Origin of the sequence: Xenorhabdus sp. KJ12.1, from assembly GCF_963876495.1 — a bacterium.
Classification (GTDB): domain Bacteria; phylum Pseudomonadota; class Gammaproteobacteria; order Enterobacterales; family Enterobacteriaceae; genus Xenorhabdus; species Xenorhabdus stockiae.
Map to the genome: position 1 here is coordinate 52,803 of NZ_CAWNQH010000064.1, position 13,136 is coordinate 65,938.

General features: G+C 40.5%; 9 protein-coding genes. 5 read left to right on the forward strand and 4 right to left on the reverse strand.

Going from position 1 to position 13,136, the window contains the following annotated elements:
• From AACS92_RS09080 to AACS92_RS09095, 4 genes are all read right to left on the reverse strand, one after another.
• On the reverse strand, positions 1-678 hold the full coding sequence (locus AACS92_RS09080) for a M15 family metallopeptidase (RefSeq protein WP_099110896.1): 678 nt from the start codon (positions 676-678) through the stop codon (positions 1-3).
• Complete coding sequence (gene dapE / locus AACS92_RS09085) at positions 665-1,801, reverse strand: succinyl-diaminopimelate desuccinylase (protein WP_099110897.1); 1,137 nt, start codon at positions 1,799-1,801, stop codon at positions 665-667. Before dapE ends, AACS92_RS09080 begins: the two co-directional genes overlap by 14 nt.
• Before the next feature lie 171 nt (positions 1,802-1,972).
• Positions 1,973-2,383: an ArsC family reductase gene (locus tag AACS92_RS09090; protein WP_099110898.1), complete on the reverse strand. Its 411-nt coding sequence runs from the start codon at positions 2,381-2,383 to the stop codon at positions 1,973-1,975.
• Positions 2,384-2,940: 557 nt separating this feature from the next.
• Complete coding sequence (locus AACS92_RS09095) at positions 2,941-3,576, reverse strand: response regulator (protein ID WP_099110899.1); 636 nt, start codon at positions 3,574-3,576, stop codon at positions 2,941-2,943.
• Positions 3,577-4,204: 628 nt separating this feature from the next.
• Here AACS92_RS09095 and maeB point away from each other — a divergent pair.
• The 5 genes from maeB to AACS92_RS09120 all read left to right on the forward strand — a co-directional run bounded on the left by maeB (position 4,205) and on the right by AACS92_RS09120 (position 13,088).
• Positions 4,205-6,484 carry an NADP-dependent oxaloacetate-decarboxylating malate dehydrogenase gene (gene maeB, locus AACS92_RS09100; protein WP_099110900.1) on the forward strand — a complete coding sequence of 760 codons (2,280 nt, stop codon included), beginning with the start codon at positions 4,205-4,207 and terminating at the stop codon, positions 6,482-6,484.
• A 167-nt stretch (positions 6,485-6,651) separates the two neighbouring features.
• A complete protein-coding gene (locus tag AACS92_RS09105; protein ID WP_099110901.1) occupies positions 6,652-7,554 on the forward strand; it encodes a ChaN family lipoprotein in 903 nt (300 codons plus the stop codon).
• Positions 7,555-7,666: 112 nt separating this feature from the next.
• Complete coding sequence (locus AACS92_RS09110; protein ID WP_099110902.1) at positions 7,667-8,473, forward strand: energy transducer TonB family protein; 807 nt, start codon at positions 7,667-7,669, stop codon at positions 8,471-8,473.
• A 40-nt stretch (positions 8,474-8,513) separates the two neighbouring features.
• Entirely contained in the window at positions 8,514-10,685 is a 2,172-nt protein-coding gene (locus AACS92_RS09115) for a S9 family peptidase (RefSeq protein WP_193756959.1), read from the forward strand.
• Positions 10,686-10,826: 141 nt separating this feature from the next.
• Positions 10,827-13,088 carry a TonB-dependent receptor domain-containing protein gene (locus tag AACS92_RS09120; protein WP_099110903.1) on the forward strand — a complete coding sequence of 754 codons (2,262 nt, stop codon included), beginning with the start codon at positions 10,827-10,829 and terminating at the stop codon, positions 13,086-13,088.
• Positions 13,089-13,136: the final 48 nt, after the last annotated feature.

The following is a 13,136-nucleotide window of genomic DNA, read 5'->3' on the forward strand; positions in this document are numbered from 1 at the left end:
TTAAACCTCTTTTTCTGTTTTAACATATTTTTTAAAAACATAGGAGAGGTTAGCAGTCAGCCAATCGATACCGGCAATATCACGACCCTGCCATGCATTTAACAGAGTCTGCTCATTGAATAGACATTCTGCTTCATGAGAAAGAGGCCAATAGCTGATATGCCACGGTTCATAGGCTACACCCAATGCACAGTCACGGGTAAATGGACGATAGAAGTCATAGCGGGACATATTTTCGGTTAACCAGTCAGTTAGTGGCTCAAAATAACCACCCGCTTCATATTCCCATGGCTCCAACAGTAGCTTTTTATCCTGAGGCAACAGAAAAGGATCATAGATATCCAATTCTGTTCCCCAATGGTGGCGGCTTGCTCCCGGCAGGGCAGACCATCGGAGAATGGCTTCACAGATTTCTCCTTCGGTCATTTTGCTGATATCAAGAGGCTGACTGTCGGCATCCAGTACCGGGCGTTGCCCACGACATTTCTCATTCCAGATAGTCTGTTGGCGGGTAAAATCACGAAACGAGCTGGCTGGTTGTAACTTAAAGCCAGCATTGGCCGCATCCCGTTGCATCGCAAGGAAGGCTTTAGCTGCATCAAATTGTAAATGGTGGCCTCCTGACAGTGCCACTAGGTGTTCTGTCGAGAGCCCCGTCAATATTTCAGGCGACATCATTTGATAATTGCTCCATGATACGCTGATAAATAAGGCTTAATTCCTGTAGATCAGCGACACTGACACACTCATTGGTTTTATGAATGGTTGCGTTAATAGGCCCCAACTCTACAACCTGAGCTCCGGTTCTGGCAATAAATCGTCCGTCAGATGTACCGCCGCTGGTTGATAGTTCCGGCTTGTATCCACAATAATGGCTGATAGCTTCAACTGTCGCATCAACCAGCTCCCCTTTGCAGGTCAGGAAGGGCTGACCAGATAACCACCACTCAATATCATGTTTCAGATTATATTTCTTCAACATGCTTTCAACTCGCTGGCGGATCTCGGTATCTGTCAGTTCGGTACTGAAACGGAAGTTAAACTGAACCTTTAATTTACCCGGTATGACGTTATTACTTCCCGTACCCGCATTAATATTGACTATTTGCATACTCGTTGCAGGGAAAAACTCATTGCCATTATCCCATTTAGTATTGACGAGTTCCTGTAGGAAGGGGAGAGAATTATGAATTGGGTTATCAGCAAATTGAGGATAAGCAACATGCCCCTGAATACCATGAATGGTCACAGTTGCCGTCAGAGAGCCCCGACGACCATTCTTGATCATATCGCCAAGGCGTTTTTGGCTGGAGGGCTCACCCACCAGACAGTAATCCAGTCGCTCATGGCGAGCCATTAAAGCTTCAACGACCTTAACAGTACCGTTTATTGCGTGGGCTTCCTCATCGGAAGTAATTAAGAAAGCAAGGCGACCCTGATGATTAGGGTTTTCTGCAACAAAGCGTTCTGCTGCAACCACCATGGCAGCCAGAGATCCTTTCATATCCGCAGCACCGCGACCATATAACATACCATCACGAATGGTTGGTTCAAATGGGGGGCTTTGCCATTCTGAAATATCACCCGCAGGGACAACATCGGTATGGCCTGCCAGAGCAAACGTAGCTCCTGTTCCATGGTAGGCCCAGAAATTCAGGGTATCACCAAAAGGCATCCGTTCAATGGTAAAGCCAGCGTTTTGCAGGCGTTGGATCATAATCTCCTGACAGCCCTGATCATCGGGGCTGACGGAAGGCCTTTTAATTAATTGCTGGGTTAATTCAATCACTGGACAAGTCATTATATACGCCCCTATTAAGTTGGAAGATCTTTCTGCCTGTCATCTTTCAGGCTGCATTTTGTGGCTGCGTTTCTTTGCAGCGCTGACGCAGCCTGAAATTTACCGGGTATATTTGTAAGAGAAATTCCCTACAGTTTTCAAGCTGTAGTTTTGTCAGCTTTCTTTTAGAAACTATTGGATAGAATCATGTGAAAAAAACTGTTGGTACTGTTCAGCTTTGAAGCCCAGTAAGTAACTGCCTGTTTTTTGAGATGTGTTTTCTTCTTGAGACGCTAATAGTGGTCGTTTAATGATAGCGGGTTGTTCCAGCATCAGAGCCTTGGCTGCTTCGGCATTATTGATGGCTGATTTTTGCTCATCGGTTAGTTTGCGCCAGGTTGTTCCGCGAGTATTTAGTAAAGATTCCCAGCCTAATTGTTCAATAAATAGCTGAAGTAGATCAGGTGATAAGCCGTCAGCGCGATAGTCATGGAATCGATATGGGATCTCTTGATCTTCCAACCAACGACGTGCTTTTTTCACAGTATCGCAATTTTTGATACCGTACAGAGTGAAAGTTTTTTGAAAGGTGGTATCTGACATTATGAGATCCTTAATCCTGATTTAATCTGACATATATACCCGTTGTTTTTCAAGCTGCCTCTTGCTGGCTGGGGAAATTCATTCCCTTGTCACCGCAATACAACGCGCAACCGATGGGGTATAGCTGTTACTTTCAAGTTGCAGCCAGTTGGCTGAATCCTGAAAGGCGAAGAGTATAATGCGGGAAATTTGCCATTTTATCCAGATAACACAAACCTTGCTTATTGCTTCGGTTGAGCGGGGTTTACGTTTTCATCCGGCTAGCAATGTCCGCAAGGTTTGATCAGAGGTCAACTATACACAAGTTGGTTTGCTTTATTTAATATCAATAGATAGTTAAAGTTTACAAAATACAACCATCTATATATCTGGTGAATAAATTAACTTTTAAAACTTAGTTTCATTGCAAAATAATAATATTATTTATTATAAGTTAAATTATTATAAATTTAGTTGAATTAATTATCATTAACTTTAAGGGGTTTTAATTCACAATTTCCCTGTAAATTAAAATCAGGGAAATTGTGTTATTCATTGTAGGAATTGAGCGTCGAATATTATATTAAATCTGCTTTTCTATGTTTCAGATAGGTAATGGTGGCTTCGAGGCGGGAACGGGCTTTAAGTTTTTTCAACAGGTTACGTGTATGGACTTTGACTGTTTCTTCTGAGATAAAAAGAAAGTCAGCAATTTCTTTATTCGTCATTCCTTCTGAGATTTCTTTTAAAACATCTAATTCGCGTTTGGTTAATTTGGATAAAGGATCAACATAAAGATGACGGTTAGATAAATATTGGTAAACTTTCTCACTGTATACCGCTTGTCCATTTACTGCTTTTTTAATGTTAACCAACAGAGGGCTAAGTTCAATATCTTTTAACAAATAACCATTTGCACCTGCATCCACAGCATCATAAATATCACCTCTGTTATCCGAGTCTGAGAGAACCAGAACATAGGAATCAAGCCCTTTTCGGCGTAGTGACTTAATCGTATCAATCCCTGAAAGCCCATGAATCTTCAAATCTATTAAAATGATATCTGGCTTTATTTGACAAGCGATATTAATGGCATCTTCGCCGTTATCTGTCTCCGCAGTCACAATGAGTTCTCTTTCTGATTCAATCAGCCCTTTTAAACCATGACGAATGATAGGGTGATCATCGACTATCATGACTGTATGATTATGCATATTCCTTCTCCCATAATAGAAATGCCGATCTTATGTTTTGATAAAACATAAAAAACAGAATTCTGTTTTATGTTAAATAGCTGTGTGATTTTTATAGAGTATATTGAATCATCAATAATAGAGATTCCAAAAATATATCCTGATATAAAAAATGAAATATCGCAAATAAGATTATCAATTCACATGAAATAAATTTCACAGACATAAGAAAATGATTTTCCTTAATTGCTAATAATTTTCTCAATCAAATTTTTATGATTATTTTATAGATTAATTTTTGTTTTTGTAAACTCATTTTAAAGTTGTTTCTTAAATGTCTCTTTTATTAATTCAGTGAGTTATTAATGGATAGAAAATGGAGCTACCTCTACATGAGTATAATTAGAGTCTTTCTATATAATATTGGTTAATGTGAAGCCATTAACAGATCGTTTTATACTCTCTATATTTAAGGTTGCTTCTTTGTTGATTGCTTTGCTGGCTGCATTGAATTCTGAAAACAACAGAGGATATGATCTGTTGTTTCAATGATCATTGACAAAAATGCGGTTAGCACCATGATTTAACCTTCCGTAACTATTATACTGAGCGGATTTTTACTTAGACATGACTCACAAAGGATCAGACGATGGACGAAAAATTAAAACAAAGTGCCCTTGATTTTCATGAATTTCCGCAGCCGGGGAAAATCACGATTACTCCGACTAAACCGTTGACGACACAACGTGATTTAGCTTTGGCATATTCACCGGGTGTTGCCGCTCCTTGTCTTGAAATAGCAGAAGATCCACTGATGGCATATAAATATACTGCTCGTGGTAATCTGGTGGCAGTTATCTCCAATGGTAGTGCTGTATTGGGGCTGGGAAATATCGGGGCACTGGCTGGCAAACCCGTAATGGAAGGAAAGGGAGTTCTATTCAAAAAATTCTCTGGCGTTGATGTTTTTGATATTGAAATAGATGAGTCTAATCCGGATAAATTAATTGACATCATTGCGGCATTGGAGCCGACTTTTGGTGGTATCAACCTTGAGGATATCAAAGCTCCTGAGTGCTTCTATATTGAACAAAAACTTCGTGAGCGGATGAAAATTCCTGTATTCCATGACGACCAGCATGGTACAGCAATTATCTGTACTGCCGCTGTAATTAACGGACTGCGTGTCGTTAATAAAGATATCAGCAAAGTACGGATGGTAGTATCTGGTGCGGGTGCGGCATCTATTGCCTGTATGAACCTGCTGGTGGCTTTAGGCCTGAAACGTGAAAATATTGTCGTTTGTGACTCGAAAGGTGTTATCTATCGTGGTCGCGAAGAGAATATGGAAAAAACGAAAGCCGATTACGCAATTGAAGATAATGGCAGCCGTACACTGGCTGATGTTATTCCTGATTCTGATATTTTCCTCGGATGCTCCGGCCCCGGAGTACTGACGCCAGAGATGGTGAAAACAATGGCGAAGGATCCGCTGATTATGGCACTGGCGAACCCAGAGCCGGAAATCCTGCCTCCACTGGCAAAAGCTGTGCGCCCTGACGCAATTATTTGTACAGGTCGTTCTGATTTCCCTAATCAGGTCAATAATGTGCTTTGTTTCCCATTCATCTTCCGTGGTGCACTGGATGTAGGCGCAACGACTATTAATGAAGAGATGAAACTGGCTTGTGTACATGCAATTGCTGATCTGGCGCTGGCTGAACAAAGCCAGGAAGTGGCTTCTGCTTATGGCGATCAGGATTTGTTCTTCGGCCCGGAATACATTATACCGAAGCCATTTGATCCACGTCTGATTGTGAAAATTGCACCTGCTGTAGCAAAAGCCGCGATGGATTCAGGCGTGGCAACCCGTCCTATTACCGATTTCGGTGCCTATATCGAAAAACTGAATGAGTTTGTCTACAAAACTAACTTATTCATGAAGCCTATTTTCTCTCAGGCGAAAAAAGAGAAAAAACGTATTGTACTGGCAGAAGGTGAGGATATCCGGGTACTCCACGCGACTCAGGAATTAGTTTCCCTCGGGTTGGCGTATCCTGTTCTGATTGGTCGCCCAAGCGTTATCGAAATGCGTATCAAGAAGCAGGGGCTTCATATTGAAGCAGGTAAAGACTTCGAAGTCGTTAATAACGAAAACGATCCACGTTTCAAAGAATACTGGCAGGAATATTACCAACTGATGAAGCGTCGTGGTGTTTCTCAGGATCAGGCACGCCGGACGGTTATTGGTAATCCGACTCTAATCGGTGCCATCATGGTTCATCGTGGCGAAGCTGATGGCCTGATTTGTGGTACGGTTGGTAGTTATGGTGAGCATTATCAGATTATCAAAGACGTCTTTGGTTTCCGTCAGGGTGTGCACACAGCGGGTGCAATGAATGCTTTATTGTTGCCGATGGGTAATACTTTTATTGCTGACACTTATGTTAACGAAGACCCGACACCCGAAGAGCTGGCTGAAATTACACTGATGGCAGCAGAAACCGTGCGTCGCTTCGGTATTGAACCAAAAGTTGCTCTGTTGTCCCGTTCAAGTTTTGGTTCTTCTGACTGTGAATCTGCTCAAAAGATGCGTAAGACACTGGAGTTGGTACAACAAATGGCACCATCGCTGGAAATTGATGGTGAAATGCACGGTGATGCTGCGCTGGTGGAAAGCATTCGCCGTGACATTATGCCGGACAGCCCGTTGAAAGGTTCAGCTAACCTGCTGATTATGCCTAATATGGAAGCCGCTCGTATCAGTTATAACTTGCTGCGTGTTACCAGCTCAGATGGTGTCACAGTGGGTCCGGTGCTGATGGGTGTTTCTAAGCCTGTCCATGTACTGACACCAATCGCTTCTGTTCGCCGTATTGTTAACATGGTGGCACTGGCTGCGGTCGAAGCGCAGACTAATCCACTGTAATTGATTGGTATTATAATTTATTGCTATCAATATCCAGGTTTCATTAATTAGCCAGGATAAACAGACAAATACCCCGTCAGGCTCTTGTTTGGCGGGGTATTTTTATTTGTAAATAATTATCATTATCTATAATATGCAGGGAATTTTTAACTGGATAATGAATACCAATGAAAACATCTATCTGTATAAAAACAACTTTTTTAGTGTGTGCCTTTCTGCTTGGTGGTTGTGCGACATCATCAACAACGACACAAAGTAACTCTCAGGCAGTAAAACAAACGCTTTCCGGTGAATTAACCCAATCAGGTGTATTGCTTGACATGAGAACAGGCAAAGCCATCACTTCTGATGAATTACTTAATCAATTGGCCACTTATCCCAGAGTTATTGTGGGTGAAAAACACGATAACCCTTATCACCATCAAATTGAATTATGGCTGGTTCAGCAGCTGGAGAAAAAACGACCTCATGGTTCCGTATTGCTGGAAATGATTAATCCGGATCAGCAAGAAAGAGTCAATAAAGTGAAAAGCTGGTTGCAGGATGATCCGATAGTCAGGGATGAACGCATTAAACAGTTGTTAGCATGGCAAGAAGGCTGGCCTTGGGAACAATATGGAAAACTGGTTGTTGAATTAGTGAAAGCACCTTATCCCTTGTTAGCCGCTAACCTGAATCGCAGTGAAATTGATCGGGCATATAAAAGTTATAAAGCCGGGGACAAAACTTCCTTAGTCTCTGAAGATGTCAAAAAGCGTATTGATGAAACCATCAAAAATTCCCATGGTGGTAATATAGATGAATTAAATCTTGCTGCAATGAGCAAAATTCAGCAACTGCGTGATCAGAGAATGGCAGAACAATTGATGAAAGCGCCATCACCTGCAATGCTGTTTGCCGGAGGATACCATGCGGTAAAAGCGATGGGAGTCCCTCAGCATGTGAAAAAAGTAGCATCTGATGAACAGGTTGTTGTGCTGGTTATTGCTGAAAAAGGCGTCGCCTTGAATAAAGAATATGCTGATTTTGTCTGGTTTACACCCAAAGTGACTGCCAAAGTAACTAAGTAGGTGTATCTATCACAAGGATGTGATGCTCATAATAAATAAAAATAGTTTTCATTTATATATCCAATTGATTATCATTCCCTTAATTTATCTTTGACATAATGTGCTATAAGAAATGTTGACGTATACAACGTATCAAACCACTCACGTTGGTCACGTGACAAAATCCTTTCTCGCCGCTATCACACTGCACGTCCTGTTGGTCGGTTGGTTGGTTTATAAACCGAAGGATCTTGATATTGAGGAATTTTTACCTCCACCCGCAGTTATGATGGAAGTATCACTACAGACGGAAGCAATACACAAAGTCGAAAAACAACCGATTGGTATTGAGCAGCAGTTATCTGTTACCAGCGAACAACAAGAAAGTAAGATTGATGCTGTCAATATGCCAAAATTGGATGTGAATGAAGAAGCCATGCTTCTGGTTGATAAAACGAAGAAAAAGAAACCAAAAGAGCAAGATGCACCTAAAAAAGCCCAACCGGTTAAGCGAGTGCAGGCAAAAGAGCAGGAAAGTGAAAAATCACAAAGTACCGCAGCACCGACAACCAGTACGGCTACGGCGGATAACATTACTTCCCGCACTGCGGCTTCTTATGAAAGTAATTCAGATGCTGCCGCTGATGCTAAAGCTGTCTGGCAGGCGGAAGTTAGTGGTCATTTAAACCGCTATAAAAAATACCCCTCAGATGCTCAGAGGAGAAAACGTACAGGGCGTCCAATGGTGAAATTTACAGTTAATCAATTTGGTAATGTGATTGACAGTGAATTGGTAAGACGCTCTGGAACGAACTCACTTGACAGGGAAGCAAGGCTTGTACTGGAAAGGGCGCAGCCATTACCCATTCCGCCTGATTCTATTTTAACCAATGGCAGTGTTACGGTTGAATTACCGGTTGATTTCACTTTATATCAATAACAATTGATTTTAAAAACAATAAAAAAACAGGACGAATGGCATGTCACAGTATAAAACGGTGTTTTCACCAAAAGCCAAGAAAGCCGTGCTCAGTTTTTTGTTGGGTAGTAGTTTGCTGAGTAATAGCGTCACGGCTATCGCGTTGGAGGAAAAAATGATACCACCTATGGCTAAAAAGCAGCCTCATGAAATAACTATTCATGGTGATACCCGTGTTGACGATTATTATTGGTTACGTGATGACCAGCGTCAGAATAAAGAAGTTATTGATTATCTGGCCGCTGAAAATAACTATACCAAAGAGATGCTGAAATCTGGTCAGGAGCTACGGGAAACTCTGTATAACGAAATGGTTGGCCGTATGAATAAGGAAGACCAGTCGGTACCTTATACTTACAATGGTTATATTTATCGCACCATTTATGAATCAGGCAAAGATTTCCCTATCTATCAGCGTAAGCCGGTTGATAACTCAACTGACTGGCAGGTCATGGTTGATGGTAACGAACGAGCGAAAGGCCATAAATTTTACCAAATCGGTGGGTTTGCTGTAACCCGGGACAATAAACGCATTGCTATCGCTGAAGATACTCAGGGCCGTCGTAACTTCCAAATCTCCTTCAGAAATTTTGGTGACAGTGAGTGGCAAAATGACGTTATAGAGAATACTTCCGGTAATATTTTGTGGGCCAATGATGGTAAGACTCTGTTCTATGTTCGCAGAGATCCACAAACCCTGCTGCCTTACCAGCTATTTCGTCACCAATATGGCACGGATACTCAACAGGATAAAAAGATCTATCAGGAAGATGATGATCGTTTCTATCTGTCAATTTCGAAAAGTACCTCGCTTGACTACATTCTGGTTTCGATCACCAGCTATTCAACCTCAGAATATCGGTTGATAGATGCAAATAACCCGCAACAGGAACCACAAATGTTCTCTGCCCGTCAGGCTGGGCGTGAATATTATATCGACCATTTCCGTGGGCAATTTTATATCCGTTCCAATTATGAACACCCATTGTTTGGTCTATATCAGACAGATGCCATTAATAAGCCATGGAAAACAGTAATTGCACCACAGGATAATACTGATCTGGAAGATTTTACTCTGTTTAACAAGTGGCTGGTGGTACAAGAGCGAACTAAAGGATTGTCCTCAATTCGTCAGATTGACTGGAAAACCCAGCAAGAAAAACAGGTTAAGTTTGATGATCCGGCTTATATGGCATCCTTGAACTATAATCCTGAGCCAGAAACGGATTTGCTGCGTTATAGTTATTCATCCCTGACAACACCAAGCTCAGTATTCCAGTGGAATATGCAAACCGGTGAACGCGAATTGCTGAAACAGCAGGAAGTGAAAGGATTTAATAAAGAAAACTATGAAAGCCAGCGTATTTGGATCAAAGCGCGGGATGGGGTAGAAGTACCGGTTTCTTTGGTTTACAGCAAGTCCCTGTTCAAAAAAGGCCAGAACCCGATTTTGATTTACGGCTATGGTGCCTATGGTATCAGCATGGATCCTTATTTTAGCTCTGCACTTTTAAGCCTGTTGGATCGTGGTTTTGTCTATGCATTGGTTCATGTTCGTGGTGGTGGTGACTTAGGTCGTAATTGGTATCTTCAGGGCAAGCTCGAAAATAAAATGAACAGCTTCCATGATTTTATTGATACTACGAAAGCATTAATTGCTGAAGGTTATGGTGATAGTAAACGCGTTTATGCCGAAGGTGGCAGTGCGGGCGGTTTACTGATGGGAGCGGTGGTCAATCAGGCACCTGAGCTATACCGTGGTGTGATCGCTAAAGTTCCTTTTGTTGATGCAGTGACGACAATGCTTGATCCGTCTATTCCATTAACGACAGGGGAATATGATGAGTGGGGGAATCCGGATGATAAGGACGTTTATTTCCGTATTAAATCTTATAGCCCTTACGACAATATTCAGCCCCAGCGTTACCCTCATTTATTAGTAACAACCGGCTTACATGACTCTCAGGTGCAATACTGGGAACCAGCGAAATGGGTAGCTAAATTAAGGGAAATGAAAAAAGGGGATAGTTTACTGTTATTAGAAACCAACATGGATACAGGACACGGTGGAAAGCCGGGGCGTTTTAATCGTATAAACGATATTGCTTTCGATTATAGTTTCCTGTTGATGTTGGATGATGCTAAAACCTATTTTCCACACTTAAAAGATTAATAAAAATATATTAATAATGATGGATACTGATAATTCGTTATCAGTATCCAGGGTTTTTATGCCTTAAAAACAATAAAATTATCGCGAAATTAGCGAAGCAATGTGAGCTTTAATAAATATTTTTAATTTAGGATGATATTAATGAAAATCATGGCAAAAATAGCCGGAGCCAGTGCGGTATTTATCGGGCTTCAGGGAATCGCTTACGCTGAAAACACAGATGACAATAAAAACCAAAAAGTCATGCGGTTCAGCCCATTAAAAGTTTCTGGTTCTCAGGATAATAAAAACAGGCCACAAATTGAAGCCATGGAAAAACCCGGTGCTTATAGTTCTGTGGGAGAAGATAATAAACTGGAATCGATGGACAGCGTATTACGTAGTTTACCGGGGACTTATACCCAGATGGATGTGAGTCAAGGAACGATAGCTGTGAATATCCGCGGGTTAAGTGGTTTTGGTCGCGTTAATATGATGGTAGATGGGGTAAGCCAAAGCTTTTATGGTATAGCACCAAGTGAATTCTCACACGGGGCACAGCCTTATAACCAGACTGGTGCTTTGATTGATCCTAATTTTATTATTCGGACAGATATTGACCGTGGACAGGCTAACGATTCGGATTCCGTCAATGCCTTGGCGGGAAGTGCTAACTTTCGTACCATTGGCATTGATGATGTTATTTTTGAAGGTAATAAACTGGGTGTACGCACTAAATCAACCTATGGTACTAATGGGTTAGGTAAAAATGGTATGGTTGCTATTGCAGGGAAAACACAGGCATTCAGCTCTGAAGGTTCCATTGGCGCTATGCTTGCTATGAGTGGTCATAGTATTGATGCGCATTATAAAAATGGCATGGGGATAAGCAGTGAAGAGTTTGGTACGGATAAGACATTTAAGCAGAAACCCAACTCACAATTGATGAAACTAAATATTAGGCCAAATGATTTTCATGATTTGGAATTATCTGGACGTTTTTATCATAATAAATTTACTAAACGGCATATTGATAGTTATGATTATTATCTAAAATATCATTTTACACCATTTAGTGAGTTAATTGATGCTAAAATATTGCTTAGTACTGGCCGCTCTACTCAAGATATTAAGCGTGATGCTATACCTGGTTTAGGAGCAAGTAGATCACACAATAAGTCTGATGCTATTGATATTAAGAACACCAGCCGGTTTAATTATGTTGATACGGATTTTTCATTTACTCTTGGCAGTAAGTTAATGAAATCTGAATATAATAAAAAAACAGGTATAGATCTTAGCGACGAGATTCCATCCACAGAAGAAAACAATCATTTTTCTCCAAATGGAAATCAAAATATAAAAAGTATTTATAGTCGATTAAAAATAGAACGTGGTATTTATACTGCCGATTTAGGACTAAGCTATTTAGATTCTAGTTTAAAGGGAAGAAAACCAGCTTGTGATGAACGAGTAAATTGTTTTCCTCAGGGAGAAGCACAATTAAATATTAAATCACGTGGGTTTAATCCGAGTATTTTATTATCAGCAGAAATTAATCCTATATTTCAACCATTTGTAAGCTATTCTCATTCAATGCGTGCACCTAATGTACAGGAAGCTTTATATCCTAGTGAATCCGGGGCAGCTATAAACCCATTCCTAAAAGGGGAAATAGCAGATACATATCAAATTGGTTTTAATAGCTATCGTCCAAATTTAATTGTTGATGGAGATACGTTTCATCTGAAATCAACATTTTTCCATACAAAAATTAAAAATTATATCAGTAGCGATCAGTATGCTCTTTGTACTGAAAAAAGGTTTTGCAAACTTGACGATAATCTGACAAAAGAGGAGGAAGATGCACTTAATGTGAATGTTGTTATGCAAATGTATACTAATAGTATAACGCCTGTAATTATGAAAGGTTTTGAACTTTCAGCGAATTATGATTCTGGTATATTCTACAGTTCATTAGCTTACAGCCAGCAAAAAACACAGCAGCCTACTTCAATTTCGTCAATCATGTTAGGTGCAAGTCCTGCTTCTCAATTGCCAAAACGTTATATGACATTAGATACTGGAGTTCGTTTACTAGAAGAAAAAATTCGTATTGGTACAATAGTGAAATATACAGGTAAATCTTATAGTCAGGATCCTGAATTAGAGCTTGATCCGGAAGATGGTAATAAAGTAAAAATGGTAGAAGATGATAAGATACCTACTATTATTGATTTATATACAGATTATAAAATCAATAAAAATATATCTGTTAAATTATCAGTACAGAATGTAGCTAACAAAAACTATGCGGATGCTATGAATCGCATGAGTGCTTCACCAAATATGACGCAGGATGGAGCTGTAACTCAAACCGCCCGCGGCAGAACCTACGTAATGGGTGCTGAAATTCGTTTCTGATAGAGCTTTAAAAAAATAATATATGAATCACTCTGAATAGAATTCCAG